The organism is Pandoraea fibrosis (genome assembly GCF_000807775.2).
Taxonomy (GTDB): Bacteria; Pseudomonadota; Gammaproteobacteria; order Burkholderiales; family Burkholderiaceae; genus Pandoraea; species Pandoraea fibrosis.
Window position 1 is genome coordinate 3748259 of record NZ_CP047385.1, and the last position, 15072, is coordinate 3763330.

At 62.9% G+C, this 15072-nt stretch carries 15 protein-coding genes; 7 read left to right on the forward strand and 8 right to left on the reverse strand.

The genetic code is table 11. From position 1 onward, the window contains the following. The first annotated feature begins 17 nt into the window (after nucleotides 1–17). From PI93_RS16420 to PI93_RS16435, 4 genes are read left to right on the forward strand one after another with little or no spacing between them, the layout of a single operon-like run. A complete protein-coding gene (locus tag PI93_RS16420) occupies nucleotides 18–911 on the forward strand; it encodes a branched-chain amino acid ABC transporter permease (protein ID WP_039374369.1) in 894 nt (297 codons plus the stop codon). Further along, nucleotides 904–1791, forward strand: coding sequence for a branched-chain amino acid ABC transporter permease (locus PI93_RS16425; protein ID WP_039374367.1), 888 nt, complete (start codon nucleotides 904–906; stop codon nucleotides 1789–1791). The genes PI93_RS16420 and PI93_RS16425 overlap by 8 nt, the downstream gene beginning before the upstream one ends. Nucleotides 1792–1799: 8 nt before the next feature. Continuing rightward, on the forward strand, nucleotides 1800–2603 hold the full coding sequence (locus PI93_RS16430) for an ABC transporter ATP-binding protein (protein WP_039374465.1): 804 nt from the start codon (nucleotides 1800–1802) through the stop codon (nucleotides 2601–2603). Then, nucleotides 2600–3319: an ABC transporter ATP-binding protein gene (locus PI93_RS16435; protein WP_039374366.1), complete on the forward strand. Its 720-nt coding sequence runs from the start codon at nucleotides 2600–2602 to the stop codon at nucleotides 3317–3319. The genes PI93_RS16430 and PI93_RS16435 overlap by 4 nt, the downstream gene beginning before the upstream one ends. Nucleotides 3320–3418: 99 nt before the next feature. On the opposite strand, the gene PI93_RS16440 is transcribed toward PI93_RS16435, so the two are convergent. The 3 genes from PI93_RS16440 to PI93_RS16450 all read right to left on the reverse strand — a co-directional run bounded on the left by PI93_RS16440 (nucleotide 3419) and on the right by PI93_RS16450 (nucleotide 5974). Beyond that, nucleotides 3419–4291, reverse strand: coding sequence for a ParB N-terminal domain-containing protein (locus tag PI93_RS16440; RefSeq protein WP_039374365.1), 873 nt, complete (start codon nucleotides 4289–4291; stop codon nucleotides 3419–3421). Between the two features lie 110 nt (nucleotides 4292–4401). Next, nucleotides 4402–5016, reverse strand: a complete 615-nt coding sequence (locus tag PI93_RS16445; protein ID WP_039374363.1) for an LON peptidase substrate-binding domain-containing protein — start codon at nucleotides 5014–5016, stop codon at nucleotides 4402–4404. 19 nt (nucleotides 5017–5035) lie between these two features. After that, a complete protein-coding gene (locus PI93_RS16450; RefSeq protein ID WP_039374361.1) occupies nucleotides 5036–5974 on the reverse strand; it encodes a LysR family transcriptional regulator in 939 nt (312 codons plus the stop codon). Nucleotides 5975–6087: 113 nt separating this feature from the next. Between PI93_RS16450 and PI93_RS16455 the strand changes: the two genes are divergently transcribed. Further along, nucleotides 6088–7341 (forward strand): MFS transporter, encoded by a 1254-nt coding sequence (locus PI93_RS16455; RefSeq protein WP_080759406.1) that lies wholly within the window; start codon nucleotides 6088–6090, stop codon nucleotides 7339–7341. A gap of 81 nt (nucleotides 7342–7422) precedes the next feature. On the opposite strand, the gene gcvA is transcribed toward PI93_RS16455, so the two are convergent. Further along, nucleotides 7423–8340 carry a transcriptional regulator GcvA gene (gene gcvA, locus PI93_RS16460; RefSeq protein ID WP_201278399.1) on the reverse strand — a complete coding sequence of 306 codons (918 nt, stop codon included), beginning with the start codon at nucleotides 8338–8340 and terminating at the stop codon, nucleotides 7423–7425. A gap of 135 nt (nucleotides 8341–8475) precedes the next feature. On the opposite strand from gcvA, the gene PI93_RS16465 reads away from it, so the two are divergent. After that, nucleotides 8476–9180, forward strand: coding sequence for an SDR family oxidoreductase (locus tag PI93_RS16465; RefSeq protein ID WP_039374358.1), 705 nt, complete (start codon nucleotides 8476–8478; stop codon nucleotides 9178–9180). 46 nt (nucleotides 9181–9226) lie between these two features. Here PI93_RS16465 and PI93_RS16470 read toward each other — a convergent pair whose 3' ends face one another. Then, a complete protein-coding gene (locus PI93_RS16470) occupies nucleotides 9227–9685 on the reverse strand; it encodes a RidA family protein (protein ID WP_039374357.1) in 459 nt (152 codons plus the stop codon). A gap of 469 nt (nucleotides 9686–10154) precedes the next feature. Continuing rightward, a complete protein-coding gene (locus tag PI93_RS16475) occupies nucleotides 10155–11492 on the reverse strand; it encodes an SGNH/GDSL hydrolase family protein (RefSeq protein WP_039374355.1) in 1338 nt (445 codons plus the stop codon). Nucleotides 11493–11603: 111 nt separating this feature from the next. On the opposite strand from PI93_RS16475, the gene PI93_RS16480 reads away from it, so the two are divergent. After that, the gene (locus tag PI93_RS16480) at nucleotides 11604–12530 is read left to right on the forward strand and encodes a LysR family transcriptional regulator (protein WP_039374353.1); all 927 of its coding nucleotides are present in this window, start codon (nucleotides 11604–11606) and stop codon (nucleotides 12528–12530) included. A gap of 285 nt (nucleotides 12531–12815) precedes the next feature. Here the strand turns inward: PI93_RS16480 and guaA are convergent, their stop codons facing one another. Both guaA and PI93_RS16490 read right to left on the reverse strand, forming a co-directional pair. Continuing rightward, nucleotides 12816–14399, reverse strand: coding sequence for a glutamine-hydrolyzing GMP synthase (gene guaA, locus PI93_RS16485; RefSeq protein ID WP_039374352.1), 1584 nt, complete (start codon nucleotides 14397–14399; stop codon nucleotides 12816–12818). After that, entirely contained in the window at nucleotides 14374–15066 is a 693-nt protein-coding gene (locus PI93_RS16490; protein WP_052240986.1) for a hypothetical protein, read from the reverse strand. Before PI93_RS16490 ends, guaA begins: the two co-directional genes overlap by 26 nt. Nucleotides 15067–15072 lie beyond the last annotated feature (6 nt).

A 15072-nucleotide genomic window follows, 5' to 3' on the forward strand; every position in this document is an offset into this window, starting at 1 on the left:
TACCGCGGATGACTTCCATGCTCCAACTTCTCGTTGATACGCTGTTGCGCGCGTCCGACCTGGCTTTGGTGGCCCTCGGGCTATCCATGGTCTACGGACTCGTCAAATTCCCCAACATCGCCCATGTGCAATACGCCATGGTCGGCGCTTACGTCACTTACGCGATGTTCGCCGTGCGCATCCCGCTCGTCGCTGCGCTGGCCATCGCCGCGCTCGCGACCGGCATCCTCACGCTGACCATGCATCTCCTCGTGTTTCGCCGCCTCCTGCGTGGCGGACCCGCGATCGCCATGATCGGCTCGCTCGCCGTCTCCATGCTGGCCATTGCGTGCTGCCAGGGTTTTGCCGGTTCGTTTCCGAAGATGTTCAATCTGCCGCTGACACCACCGATGGTGCTCGGCGATGCGCGTATCACGGACATTCAGCTCTACTCGGTCGCGACCACGATTGCGCTGCTCGTGGTATTCGCCCTGGTGCTCTTCTACACCCGTGCCGGACGCGCCATGCGCGCCCTCGCTACCAACCCCGCGCTGGCGGCCGCGTCAGGTCTCAATGCCGAGTGGATCACCCGCGGTGTGACGTTCGCATCGGGGGCAATCGCCGGACTCGGCGGCGGACTGCTCGCCCTGTCGGCCGGCGCCCATGTGCAACTCGGTAACGACATGCTGCTGCCCGTGTTTGCCGCCGCCATTCTGGGGGGACTGGGCAATCCGCTCGGCGCCGTGTCCGGCGCGGTTCTGATCGCACTCACGGAAACGCTGGTCACCAACCTGAACTTCGGGCCGATGCTGGGTCGAGCCGTCGCCTTCCTGCCGGTCGGCTACATCAACGCCGGGGCGTTCCTGATCCTGCTGCTGGCATTGCTCTTCAAGCCTTATGGGCTGTTTGATCGCGAGGTACGCCGTGTTTGAGTTCATCGTCGCCACCCTCACAGTGGCGGGTATCTACGGCATCATGGCCCTCGGCCTGAATTTGCAGGCGGGTTACGCGGGACTGCTCAATTTCGGACACATCGCGTTCGCCGGGCTGGGCGCCTACGCCACCGGCATCACCATGCAAGCAGGCGGCTCGCCGCTCACCGGCATGGCCATCGGTGTGGTGCTGGCGGTCGCTCTCGGCGCCGGCATCGCCCGCCTGGGACGCCAGCTCGGCGCCGACTACTGGGGCATTGCCACACTGGCCGTGGCGGAAATTCTGCGCACCATTGCCACCAACGAGGGATGGCTGACCGGCGGCGCAAACGGCATCAGCCCGATCCCGATGCTTTTCGACACCCTGCCCCGTCCCTACGACACGCTGGCGTTTCTCGCACTCGTCCTTGGCGTGATGCTGGCCTTTACCTGGTTGACGAAACGACTGGCCGACGGCCGCTTCGGTCGCGCGTTGCGCGTCATGCGAGAAGAGCCGAAGCTCGCGGCCTGCTTCGGCTACAACCTTCGCTCGCTCAAATCGCGTGCCGTCATGACCAGCGCCGCCGTGACCGCTGTGGCCGGTTCGCTTTACGCGCACTACATGAGCTTCACCGGACCGGACTATCTGCTGTCCTCGGAGACATTTGCGCTCTGGACCATTCTGATGATCGGCGGCATCGGCAACGTGTGGGGCGTGCTCGTCGGCACGGCCGTTGTGCAAGGGGCATACACGCTGGTGCCGTTCGCCAAGGACTATCTTCATTTCAGCTCGGACAGTGCTGGCGCGCTACGTCTGGGCGTGATCGGCCTGATTCTGCTGGCATGCCTGATGTGGCGTAGCGAAGGCCTTGTTCCGGAAAAACTGAGGAAGATGTCATGACACACCCCATCAAGCCTTTGTTGGAAGTTCGCTCGGTCGCCAAGGCGTTTGGTGGCAACAAGGTGCTGCAAGACGTCACCTTCGAGGTGATGCCCGGAGAGATTGTCGGCCTGCTCGGGCCGAACGGTTCGGGCAAGAGCACACTCCTGAATACGATCACCGGCTTCGAAAGTCTCGACGCGGGCAGCATCTCGCTCGATGCCTATCGCATCGACACGTTGCGAGCAGATCGAATCGTGGCGCAAGGCGTCGCGCGCACGTTCCAGCTCCCGTCAATGCCGGCCCGGATGTCGGTGATGGAAGTGGCAATGGCCGCCGCCACCGCGCATCACGGTGTGTTCGCTACGTTGCTCGGCACGCGAAGCGCGCGTGAGGCGGAGGCCGCCGCCCACGCCAAGGCCACCGCGCTACTCGACGAACTGCTGCTCACGCCGGTGAGGGACTTGCCGGCCAGTGCGCTGTCGGGAGGACAGAAGAAGTTGCTCGGCATTGTTTGCGCGCTGATGGGATCTCCCCGGATGGTCATGCTCGACGAACCCACCGCAGGGGTACACCCGAATCTGCGACGCGACATCGTGATGGCGCTAAAACGTCTGAACGCCCAGGGCATGACGCTTGTGGTGGTGGAACACGACATGCACTTCATCCGGGAGTTGTGTTCGCGCTGCATCGTGCTCGACCGGGGGCACATCGTCGCCAGTTGTCATCCGGACGAGCTTTCGTCCAACGAACGGGTATTGGAGGCGTATCTCGGCGGCGGAGCCAATACCGCGACGCCGAATGCGCGAATCAGGGAAACGGAGTCTGCATGATTCAGATCGACAACGTCGTGGCGGGATACACCGCCGAGGTCGACATTCTCAAGGGGATGACACTGCATGCTGCGTCGCGTGAAATCGTCACGCTCCTCGGACCGAATGGCTGCGGCAAGTCCACGCTGCTCAAGACCATCGCCGGGTTCGTCCTGCCGCGTGAAGGTCGCATTCTGCTCGAAGACGCGGATGTGTCGCAGGTTCCGGTACATCGGAAGATTCGTCAGTGTGGCGTGGGGTTCGTGCCGCAGACTGACAATGTCTTCGGCACGCTCACGATTCGCGAGAACCTGCAGGTCGGTGGTCACTATCTGAACGAGCGGGCGTGTGCACAACGTATCGACGAACTTTGTGCGCTATATCCGGTGCTCGACCGAAAGCGAAATGCGCCTGCGGCCTCGATGTCGGGCGGCGAGCGGCAAATTCTCGCGCTCGCGCGGGCATTGATGCCCCGCCCGCGCCTGCTCCTGCTCGACGAGCCGTCTGCCGGCCTGTCGCCGAAGGTATTGCATGAGGTGTTTGACGCTATCGTGCGTGTACGCGATCAGGAGAAAGTGACGATTCTGATGGTCGAGCAGAATGCGATGGAGGCGCTCCGCATCTCGGATCGTGCCTATGTCCTGTCGATGGGCACCGTCGCATTGACCGGCGCCGCCGATGCGCTGCTCAAGGATGAGCAGGTTCGGGAGTTGTATCTGGGCGGACGAGCGGCGTAGCCGGCTATCGCCGCCCCATCGGCTTCACGGCGCGCAAGTGGTGCGCGCCGTGACCGCGACGAACCCGCTTCGGGTTCACCTACCGGCTGACTGCCCGGCTTACTTCCCCGCTCGCGCCTCCGCCAGCGCGATCGTCAGATGGGCCACCTTCTTCTTGAGCGCGTCTCGCTCGGCTGTCATGGCCTTGAGTTCTTTCGACAGACGCGTCAATTCGTCGGACGGATCGGCGCTGGTATCCCACGGCGGGGTCCCGTCATCGTCGTCTTCAACGATCTCTTCGTCCTTCTTCTTGCGCGGCTTGACCGGACGCGCCTCACGCACCTGACGCGCCAGTTCGCGCAACTCCTGCTTGCCCGCGACCACCGCCGCCACTTGGGCCGCCGCGGGCAAGGTCGAGACGGCCGCCGCCGCATTGATCGAGACTTCGCCGCGCTTGAGCGCGTCGACCAGCTCCGGTGCCGCCGCGTTGTGGATCTGCTCGATCTGCCCCAGCGTATTGCTCGACAGACGTGCTGCGCGCGCCAGCGCGGCACGCGTGAGTGCCATCGTGTGTGCCGGAATCGATGTCTTGCCGGAGGCCTGTTCACCACCATCGCTCGCCGTCTCGGCTTGCGCTGCCTGCGCCGGTGCGGCAACGGGTGCGCCGCTGCGCGCTTCGAGAATCGTTTTCTTGCGCAACGCCAGCACACCGCGCTGATAATCGGACACGCTGCGTCGGCCGAGATGGTTGTCGATCATCCACAGACGCACGTCGTCCATCGACTTGAAAGACGGATTCTGGACGGTTCGGAATTCGATGCTGTGCTTACGACAGATCTCGTAACGGTTGTGGCCATCGACCAGCACATCGCCCCACAGGACAAGCGCGTCGCGGCAACCTTCGGCAAGCAGGCTCTGCTCGAGCGCCGCATATTCATCAGGCGTCAACGGATCGATGTACGCCTTGAGTTCTTCATTAATCTGGACTGTCATGGATTTCTGTCACGATACCGCCGCACCCGTGGCCGCAGTGCGTCGGCAAGGAAAAACGTTGCAGGCCGCATTATCGCCTGTCCGACCCGCATTGACGAAACGCCTTGCCCTCAGGACAACACGCCGTGATCGGTCAGAAACGCCTGAATGCGCGCCAGACGCGCCACCGGGTCCGCGATGCCCAGCAGGGTCTCCTTCTCGTGCGCCGGCAGTGGCAACAACTCGGCCCACCGATCGGCGACCCATCCGCACTCGTCGAGCCGGTAAGGCGGCGCCAGCGGTAACTTCGCCGCACGCGCCGGATCACGCTGGAGCCCGGCGATCAACTTGCCCAACGTATCGGCGCTGATCTGAAGTGTATCGGGAATGGCGACATTGACATCGTCCGGCAGCATTTCCGCCTCGCCCGTCCACACCCCGTATTTCCCCAACTCGACGGACGAGAGGCGGAACTTGGTCGTGCCGCGACAGACGATTTCGAGCAGCGACGGCATGGTCGCTCGCCAGTCGTCGATGCGTGCCATTGTGCCGATCATGGCGGGTTCTTCGACACTATCGGGCAAACGCACCTCGCTGCCCTGTCGCAAGACGACGACACCGAACTCTGTGCCGTCGGCGAGGCTTCGCTTGATCAGGTCGAGATAGCGCACCTCGAAGATGCGCAGATGCAATACCCCGGCGGGAAACAGGGCATTGCCGAGTGGGAAGAGTGGGATCTGGGCCATGCCGTATGATGACACGAAGTCACACGCGACAAGTCCCCATGTCCGGCCACGCGGTCGCCTCCTGAGCGAACCGGTCGATCAGAAAATCGAGCAGCGCGCGCACGCGCGGCACCATGTATCGCGTGCGGTGCCGCACTGCGTAGACCCCCGGCTCTTTGGCGATGTAATCCGACAGCAGAATCTTCAGACGCCCTGCCCGCACATCGTCGGCCGCGTCCCACAACGTCTTGCGAACGATCCCCCGGCCGTCCAGCGCCCATCGGCGCGCCAGCGTCCCGTCGTTCGTCTCCCACGCCTGCGCCATCGGCACGGTGAATTGCCACGCCGCTTCGCCTTTGCGGAAGTGAAACTCGTTGAGCGGTCCCGACGCCGTCACCAGCACGATGAACTGATGCGCCGAGAGGGCTTCCGGGTTCGACGGCTCCCCATGCTGAGCGAGATACTCCGGCGATGCGCACAACACCCGGCACATGGGCGCCAGTCGCCGCGCCACGAGCGTGCCGTCGTCCGGCTCGCTGAAACGAATCGCCAGATCGACGTCGTCCTGCACGAGGTTGGAGAGCGAGTCGGTCAACGTCAACGAGAGCCGCACGTCCGGGTACCGCGACGTAAATTCATCGAGCCACGGCGAGAGTTTGTGCAGCCCGAAATCGGTCGATGCCGACACCCGGATCTTGCCCCGAATCGCGGCACATCCCGCTTGCAGCGCAGCCTCGCCATCGTCAATCGCCTGCAAGGCAACGAGACAGTGCGAGAGGTAGACACGCCCCTCGTCGGTGAGACGCAACTGACGCGTTGTGCGCACGAACAGCCGCGTCTGCAACGACGCCTCAAGCTTGGCCAGACGCGCACTGGCCGCCGCCGGCGACAGCCCTAGCTTGCGCCCGGCCGCCGAGAGGCTGCCCAGCGTTGCCGCACTCGTAAAGAGACGCATGTCGCCGAGTTTATCCGTCGCCATCTTTCATCCAGATTTGAAAGTCATTCAAATTTCCCGCGAATTATCAAATATAGCGCGCATTGGCAGACTTCGTCACATCGTCCCGCCCGGGACACTCCTCGATTGGACGCCTCATGTCAGTCTCGCCAACCCCTGCTGCGAATTCGTCGTCGACGCCACCCCGGCCAACCCCGCCCGGTCAGGCCGCCTCCTCCCTCTCATTGGCAGACGCCACGCCCTGGGCGTCGATGATGGCGCTGATGCTTGCCACCTTCGTGGCCGCAGCAAACGAAACGGTGCCTGCCGGGCTGCTGCCTCAGTTGGCCGACGGTTTTCACATCTCCGAATCGTGGGCGGGCCAAATGGTGACGTTATGTGCCCTCGGGGCTGGCCTCGGCGCGGTGCCGCTCACGGTGCTATTGCATCGCTGGTCGCGCCGCACGGTATTGGTCGCGGCCCTGCTCGGCTTCGCGGTGTGCAATGCCGTCACCGCCGTCTCGGCGGATTTCACGCTGACGTTGGCCGCACGATTCGTCGTCGGTCTGGCAACGGGGCTGGCATGGAGCGAGATTGCCACGTATGCGCGTCGCCTCGTCAGCCCTTCGCAGCAAGGACGCGCGTTGGCCGTCGCGATGCTCGGCGTGCCGCTCGCGCTGGCCATCGGCGTACCTGCCGCGACGGCGCTCGGGCATCTCATCGGCTGGCGCTGGGTTTTTGGCGGGCTGGCAGCGTTCGCGTTGATTCTCGTCGGGTGGATGCTGCTGATCGTGCCCGATGTCTCGGCCACCAACGATGCCGGCAACACGCCCGGCACGCGCGCTTCGGTGATCGACGTCCTGCGTCTGCCGGGTGTTCGACCGGTGCTCGCCGTTGTGATGTTGTGGGTCATCGCGCACTACACGCTCTACACCTACATCGCGCCCTTTCTCGCGTCGGCGGGCATGGGGGATCGGCTTGCCGCCATCCTGTCGACGTTCGGCATCTGCACGCTCGTGGGACTCTGGGGCATCGGGTTGTGGGTGGATCGCTGGCTGCGCAGGCTCGTTCTACTGGCCCTTGCCGGGTTCACCGCTGTGATCGTCGCCTTCGGCGCATGGCCGACATCGTGGCCGGTACTCGTCGCTGGTTCGATACTCTGGGGCCTGAGCTTCAGCGGTGCACCGACGATCTTGCAAACGGCGCTGGGCAATGCGGCAGGCAAGCACGAAAACGTTGCGCAATCGATGCTTGTGACGGTGTTCAATCTGTCGTTCGCGGGCAGCGGCGTCCTCGGTGGCGCGGTGTTGTCCGCATGGGGGGCCGCTGCGCTGCCGCATGTGTTGGTGATCCTCTCACTGGCCGCGTTGGGAGTGGCCTATACCGCCAGCCGGCACGGCTTCGTTCGATGATTGCGGGGTTACGATACGCGACACCGTTGCCGGCAAGACATACCACCGCGATCGCCCCGCTCAGTGCCCCACCCCCTTGCGTCAATCACTGACTGAGAGCCGTTGCCGCCTCGCGGGTGCCTCACGCAGCAGCCATTCGCGCACATCGGCAATTGGCCCCGCGTGTCGCGTGCGGCGCGGGGACACGATGTAAAAGCCCGCCCCGGTGCGAAGTTCCGTATCGAACAGCCGGATAAGGCGACCTGCCGCGACGTCTGCCACAATGAAGTCCGTGTGCGCGAGCGCGAGCCCTTGCCCCGCGACGGCGGCGTCGATCGCGAGCGCCGTCTGATTGAAGCGAACGTTCTTCGCCACGGACATCGGCGCTTGCGGCATCGCAAGTTCGAGGAACTGCGGCCATGCGTTATGCGCATCGTGCAGCAACGCATGGCCCCGCAGACTGCCCGTCTCGCCGGGATGCCCCAACGCCGCAATCGTTTGCGGCGACGCTACCGCCACCTGCACTTCCTCAAAGAGCAGGTCGACGGCAAGGCCGCTGCCGAAAGGCGGCTTGCCGTAGCGCACCGCGAGATCGACGGCGTCTGCCTGGAAATGCGAAAGCCGGTCGGTCGCAAGAATGCGCAGATCGATATCCGGATGGGTCTCGAGAAATGCGGGGAGTCGTGGAATCAACCACTTCGAAGCCAACGTCGGTGTAACGCTGATCGTCAGGCGCAGCGGCGCCGGGCGCAGCGCTTGCGTGGCCTCGGCTAGCATTTCGAAGGCACGCCTCACACCGCCGGCGTATCGCCGCCCGTTCTCGGTCAGCGTCAGCGCGCGCGGGTGTCGCTCGAAGAGCTTCATGTCCAACGCCGCCTCCAGTCCGCGAATCTGCTGCGCGACCGCCCCCTGCGTCACCCCGAGTTCTTCAGCCGCCAGGCGGAAGTTGAGATGCCGGCTCGCGGCCTCGAAGGCACGCAGGGCGTTAAGCGACGGCAAGCGGCCGATGGCGTCAGTCATGGTGTAGTTTTTCTACTGGATGATGTGCCGAAATCTGGTTCGTCGAGCGTTCGCGGCAATGTTACGCTGTCGTATGTGAATCATGAGGGCTGACCGCCACCGGGGCGTATGTCGGCGTAATCGGAGGATATCAGCATGACAGTAGAAAAAGTGGCGTTGATTACGGCTGGCGGTAGCGGCATGGGGGCGGCGGCGGCGCGGCGTCTCGCGGCGGACGGCTTCAAGGTCGGCATCCTCTCGTCGTCGGGCAAGGGCGAAGCCTTGGCCACCGAGTTGGGTGGCGTGGGGGTGACGGGATCGAACCAGTCGAACAACGCCCTGAGCACGCTGGTCGAATTGGCGGTCGAGCGCTGGGGTCGCGTCGATGTGCTCGTGAACAGCGCCGGTCACGGCCCGCGCGCCCCAATTCTGGACATTAGCGACGAGGACTGGCATCGCGGTATGGACACGTATCTGATGAACGTGATCCGCCCTACCCGATTGGTGACGCCGATCATGCAGAAGCAAGGGTCTGGCGCGATCATCAATATTTCGACGGCGTGGGCGTTCGAGCCGAGCGACATGTTTCCGACGTCTGCCGTGTTTCGCGCCGGGCTGGCGTCGTTCACCAAGTTGTTTGCCGACAAGTATGCGAAGGACAACGTGCGGATGAACAACGTCTTGCCTGGGTGGATCGATAGCCTGCCTCAGCAGGAAACGCGACGCGAAAGCGTGCCGATGCAACGCTATGGCAAAGCGGAAGAAATCGCGGCGACCGTGGCGTTCCTCGCGTCGGAAGGCGGTGGATACATCACCGGCCAGAACATTCGCGTCGATGGTGGGCTGACACGCTCGGTCTGAGACAGGTTGCACACCCTGGCGCGTTGCTGCCGCGCCAGGGCTCGCCTCACATTTGCGCTGACTTGGACGCCATGCACTCGACTTCGACGCGCGCATCGAAGGCCATGCCGTTCACACCGAACGCACTTCTGGCCGGATACTTGCCCGCCGTGAAGTACGTCTTGTAAATATCGTTGAAGGCCGGCCACTCCTTCATGTCGGCCAGAAATACGGTGCACTTGACGACGTTGTTCATCGCGTAACCGTTCGCTTCAAGCACCGTCTTGATGTTGTTCATCATCTGATGCGACTCGGCCTCGATGCCTCCCGGGGCGAGCTTTTGCGTGGCCGGCACAATGCCGAGCTGCCCCGACAGATAGAGCGTGTCGCCGACCTTAACGGCTTCGGTGAAAGGGAACGAGCCTTTCATGACCTTGCCCGAATCCAGATACTGCGGCTCGGCAGCGATTGCCGAAACGGCGACCGTAGCAAGCGCGGCGGCAATCAATGTGCGGACTTTCTTCATGGCTTTCCTCAACAATTTCCAATAATCAAAACACCTGAAGGTGCTGTGGCTCATAAGCGGACGCCACTGAATCACCGCACTTCCCGAACATCGGAATGGCACGTCGTTCACATGCGTTCACGCCATCGCCGAAATTCGGAGACGACATGGTTTTGAGTCCAAACGATTGTCGTTAAGTCGATGACGCGTGGCGGCGTCCGCTCGCGCGATGTTGAAAATCGCGGAGCTTCCTCGCGGTGGATTTGATGATAGAGGCCGACCTGCTATCGGTAAATTGATAACGTGCCGAGTCAAAGCCTTTGGGAACAATAGCGCGCAGATGCGCATGAAATCCCCCTAGATGCCGCGTATCGAGAACGAAAATCCCGATGCCCGCCATCAAATTCTGTGTCGTCGCCACGACAACAGAACGGATGGTTCTGCATCGTCAATCTAGTCCGTTCGGTGCCGCGATGGGAGGGGGCTTGATTCAGCGCTTCTGTGATGGCGTGTGGCCAATGCCCGGAAGCAAGACATCGAGGTCGACGGTTTCGGCCATCGCACGGTTGCCTTCGTCGCCCGGGTGCAAATGATCCCCCGAATCGAACAGCGCGCTGAAGCGGGCCGGATATGAGGGATCGCGCAGCGCGGCGTCGAAATCGATGACGGCATCGAATGCGCCGCTGTGCCGGATCCACTCGTTCACTTCCCGACGCAATGCGTCCCGGTCGGGTTGGTAATAGTTATCAAGCGGCGTGTCGGGCAACGCCCCTTCAAACGGTGTTAGCGTTGCACCGATCACCCGGAGGCCGTGACTGTGCGCCTGCTCGATCAGTTGACGATAGCCTGCCACCAGCGATGCCAGCATCGGCCGTGGTCGGGTTGGCTCGAAGGCCGTCCCGGGCCAGGCGATGTCGTTGATTCCCAGCATCACGATGACGCTGTGCACGCCGGGTTGCGAGAGCACATCGCGGTCGAGCCGTGCCACCGCATTCACGCCCATGCCGTCCGATACCAGGCGAGCGCCGGAGATGCCTGCATTGATGACGCCGACGCCGTGCGACGCCAGTCGAGCCGCGAGAAAATCGGGCCATCGACTGTCCTTGTCCAGGCTTGCCGTCGCGCCATCCGTAATGGAGTCGCCGATGACCGCAACCGTGCGTGCGGCTGCGGTGGCTTCGACAAGAATGCCGGATAGCAACAGACGCGCCGTGGTGCTTTGCGCTTGTGTCTGCCCTTCTCCCTCCCCTTGCCCCTCCTCTTGCACTTCCGATGCGTTCAGCTTCGTCTTAGCCGTCTGGTCACCGGCAACGATCCATCCTGTCTGCCGGCCATCCCAGTGAAAGGTCGTCATCGGCGTTGCGTCCGGCAAATACAGACTTACGGCCACCTGCCCAAGCGGCGGCACGGCTAGCGCAACGGGGTCACTCACCAGCGAAGCGCCGGGAAGAATCGTGCCACTGGCCTGCCCGCCAAACGTGACGGCATGCAGGCTGCCTGCGACGAGTGCCCCATTCGCTGCCGGTAGCGCAACCGTGGCCTTGCCCACGGTGACCGGCTGCGTGCCATAAGCATTGGACAGCACGATGCGCACCCGCGCACCACCCAGACTGATGCGCGCCGTCTGACGCACAGTCTGGTCGTGCAAACTCGCTGGAATATTGGTGGGAAACAGAAAATCCTTGTGCCATACCGGCTGCGGACTCGCCGTCCAGGTGGAGACCCAGGCGGGGTCCATAGCGGCAGCATCCCCGGCAGGGGCCGCTGTAGCGGCCGTGAGCGCTAACGCCAACACTGCGCAGGTCGACGATTTGGAAACGTTATTCATTTTGGTGAATTCAATGACTTAAGTGGTCTTAATAATGAATTCAACATCACATATGGAATAGACTGTCACCAGTCAAAATATTCGTGACTTGAATTCACCAAGGAGGCCGGCATGGCTCGTCTCGAGGTCAATCGATCTGGGGAACTGGAGGTGTTCGTGCGTGTGATCAAGCTGGGCGGCTTTGCTGCCGCGGCGCGCACGTTCGGCATGACGCCTTCGGCCGTCAGCAAGCTGGTCGGACGCCTCGAACAGCGTCTGGGGACGCGGCTGATCAACCGATCCACCCGGCAGCTTCAACTCACGCCGGAAGGCGCTGCGTTCTACGAGCGTGGCATGCGCGTGCTGGCCGATCTGGACGAGGCGGAGCGCTGCGCCAGTGCCAATGTCACGCCTCGCGGCAGGCTGCGGGTGAACGCCAATGTGCCATTCGGGCACCACTTCCTGTTGCCGCTCGTACCTGAGTTTCTGGAGCGCTATCCCGACGTGACGCTGGATATCGTGCTGACCGACGAGGTCATCGACATTCTGGAACAGCGTACCGACGTCGCTGTGCGAGCGGGTCCGCTCAAAAGCTCCAGTCTCGTAGCACGAAAGCTGGGCCAGACACGCATGGTCATCGTTGGCGCCCCCGGGTATCTGAGCCGTCACGGCACACCATCGACACCAGACGACCTGATGCGGCACAACCTCATCGGAGCGAATTACGTGCGCGCTCAGTCTGGCTGGCCGCTGCGGCTTGGCGAGCGCGGCGACACGGAATTCGTGTTTCCGGTCGTTGGCAACACACAGGCGAGCGATGGCGAAGCCCTGCATCGTCTGGCGCTTGCCGGGCTAGGCCTCGCACGCCTGGCTGCGTTTCAGGTTCGTGAGGATGTTGCGGCGGGACGTCTGCTGCCGGTGCTCGAGGCCTTCGATCCGGGAGAGGTGGAAGAGGTCCACGCGGTCTTCGTGGGACAAGGCGGCTACCTGCCTTTGCGCGTGCGGGCCTTTCTGGATTTCCTCGCAGCGCGCGTCAAGATCAGCGAGCACTACCTCTGAACGATTTGACGAAGGGGCAACGGACTGATGCGGGATGCCAACGGTCGGGACTGACACTGGCATCTCGGGACAAGGAAAATCGCGATAGCTGTCGAACCGTTGACGCATCTAGCCACTGAGCGCGACTAAGCGTTGGACTCGCTTTAAGGAATCGCCTGACGCCTCATGGCGGAAGGTGAAGGTAACGGCACCGGTAGGCGGCACCGTTACGTACATCACGTCACGACCGGAGGCCTTGTCAGTCAATTACCAAGGCCGAAGGGCGCGCGTCGGAAAGATCCGATTTCACTCCCACTCGATCGTCGCCGGCGGCTTACCCGAGATGTCGTAAACCACCCGGTTCAGACCGCGAACCTCGTTGATGATGCGGTTCGAGACCTTGCCGAGCAGGTCATGCGGCAGATGTGCCCAATGCGCGGTCATGAAGTCTTGCGTCTGCACGGCACGCAGTGCCACGACCCACTCATACGTGCGGCCATCGCCCATGACGCCCACGCTCTTGACCGGCAGGAACACCGCAAAAGCCTGGCTCGTCAGTTCGTACCACGTCTTGCCGCTGTTCGGCTCGACGGTGTTGCGCAGCTCTTCGATGAAGATGGCATCGGCGCGACGCAGCAGATCGGCGTAATCGCGCTTCACTTCACCCAGAATCCGCACACCCAGCCCCGGGCCCGGGAACGGATGGCGATAGACCATGTCATGCGGCAGACCCAGCGCCACACCCAGCTCGCGCACTTCATCCTTGAACAGATCACGCAGCGGCTCAAGCAGCTTCAGACCCAACGTCTCCGGCAGACCGCCCACATTGTGGTGGCTCTTGATCGTCGTCGCCTTCTTCGTCTTCGCACCGCCCGACTCGATCACGTCCGGATAGATCGTGCCCTGTGCCAGCCATTTCGCATTCTTCAGCTTCTTCGCTTCGGCCTGGAAGACTTCGACGAACTCGCGGCCGATGATCTTGCGCTTCTGTTCCGGATCGGTCACGCCCTTCAGATGGCCCATGAACTGATCCGCAGCATCGACATGCACGACTTTCGCATGCAGACGCCCCTGGAACATCTCCATCACCATCTGACCTTCGTTCAGACGCAGCAGACCGTGATCGACGAACACACACGTCAGTTGGTCGCCGATCGCGCGATGAATCAGCGCCGCGGCGACGCTCGAATCTACCCCGCCCGACAGGCCCAGAATCACTTCCTCGTCACCCACCTGCTCGCGGATCGCCTTGACGGCTTCCTCGATGTGATCGCGCATGATCCAGTCCGGCTTGGCACCGGCAATCTGCAGCACGAAACGCTCAAGCAACTCGCGGCCCTTCACCGTGTGCGTGACTTCCGGGTGGAACTGCACCGCGTAGTAGTTACGCTTCACATCGGCCATCCCGGCAATCGGGCAGCTCGGCGTCGACGCCATCAGCACGAAGCCCGGCGGCAATTGCGTGACCTTGTCGCCGTGGCTCATCCACACCTTGAGCATGCCGTGGCCTTCCGGCGTGCGGAAGTCCTCAAGCCCCTCGAGCAATGGCGTATGCGCATGCGCACGCACTTCGGCATAACCGAACTCGCGGTGGTTGCTCGCCTCGACCTGACCGCCCAACTGCACCGTCATCGCGAACATGCCGTAGCAAATGCCCAGCACCGGCACGCCCAGATCCCAGACCGCCTGCGGCGCACGCAGATCCTGATCCTCATAGGTGCTCGCGTGGCTACCCGAGAGAATGATGGCCTTCGGATTGAATTCGCGAATGAATTCGTCCGAAACGTCATTCGGGTGGATCTCGCAGTAGACGTGCGCTTCGCGAACGCGGCGTCCGATGAGCTGGGTGACTTGCGAGCCGAAGTCAAGAATGAGGATTTTGTCGTGCATCGTGAGGTACGGAAGAGGTGGATTCGTTGGACGTCGGCGCCGTGGCGGAAGGCACGGGCGTGACAATGCCGGTGGCGCCCACAGGCGCGACCGGCGTAGTGTTGACGGAAGTGGCGCCGCCGCCAGGCGTCGCCATGCGCGGCTCTGCGCGCGTGCCACGGGCTTCGTCGATAGCCCGGGCATCGGAATCATCAGACGGTGCGTCGCGCCGGGTGTCGCTCACGACACCACCACGCACACGTCCGCCCGTCTGCTGGGCCGCCTGCACGCGCTCTTTCGTGCGCACGCTCGACGCCAGCTTGACGAGAATGGCGCCCACCACCAACAGGACGGCACCCAACGCCGGCATCAACAACTTGCCGCCGCCCGTGACCGCCAGTTGGCCGGAGATCAGCCAGCCCAGCACAAACGCACCGATGACCCAGTTGATATGCCCCGTCACTTTCGCGACGGTCGCCGTCAACTGGCCATTCACGGTGGCGTGCCATTGCAACCAGGCCACGCCGATGAAGGCCACACCAAGCGCTTGCGCGTAGAGCACAGGCGATGGCGCGGGCACCTCAATGGCCGCATACAGCGATGACCAGAACGACGCGATCAGCAGCACACCAAGTGCCAGATTCAGCGCCGCATCGAGGAACAGTACCGTACGCAACATGGCCTTCATGGGCAA

Coding starts and splice junctions, on each gene's coding strand:
- PI93_RS16420 (WP_039374369.1), top strand. CDS start 18: ATGCTCCAACTTCTCGTTGATACGCTGTTGCGCGCGTCCGACCTGGCT.
- PI93_RS16435 (WP_039374366.1), top strand. CDS start 2,600: ATGATTCAGATCGACAACGTCGTGGCGGGATACACCGCCGAGGTCGAC.
- PI93_RS16440 (WP_039374365.1), bottom strand. CDS start 4,291: ATGACAGTCCAGATTAATGAAGAACTCAAGGCGTACATCGATCCGTTG.
- PI93_RS16445 (WP_039374363.1), bottom strand. CDS start 5,016: ATGGCCCAGATCCCACTCTTCCCACTCGGCAATGCCCTGTTTCCCGCC.
- PI93_RS16450 (WP_039374361.1), bottom strand. CDS start 5,974: ATGGCGACGGATAAACTCGGCGACATGCGTCTCTTTACGAGTGCGGCA.
- PI93_RS16455 (WP_080759406.1), top strand. CDS start 6,088: ATGTCAGTCTCGCCAACCCCTGCTGCGAATTCGTCGTCGACGCCACCC.
- gcvA (WP_201278399.1), bottom strand. CDS start 8,340: ATGACTGACGCCATCGGCCGCTTGCCGTCGCTTAACGCCCTGCGTGCC.
- PI93_RS16465 (WP_039374358.1), top strand. CDS start 8,476: ATGACAGTAGAAAAAGTGGCGTTGATTACGGCTGGCGGTAGCGGCATG.
- PI93_RS16470 (WP_039374357.1), bottom strand. CDS start 9,685: ATGAAGAAAGTCCGCACATTGATTGCCGCCGCGCTTGCTACGGTCGCC.
- PI93_RS16475 (WP_039374355.1), bottom strand. CDS start 11,492: ATGAATAACGTTTCCAAATCGTCGACCTGCGCAGTGTTGGCGTTAGCG.
- PI93_RS16480 (WP_039374353.1), top strand. CDS start 11,604: ATGGCTCGTCTCGAGGTCAATCGATCTGGGGAACTGGAGGTGTTCGTG.
- guaA (WP_039374352.1), bottom strand. CDS start 14,399: ATGCACGACAAAATCCTCATTCTTGACTTCGGCTCGCAAGTCACCCAG.
- PI93_RS16490 (WP_052240986.1), bottom strand. CDS start 15,066: ATGAAGGCCATGTTGCGTACGGTACTGTTCCTCGATGCGGCGCTGAAT.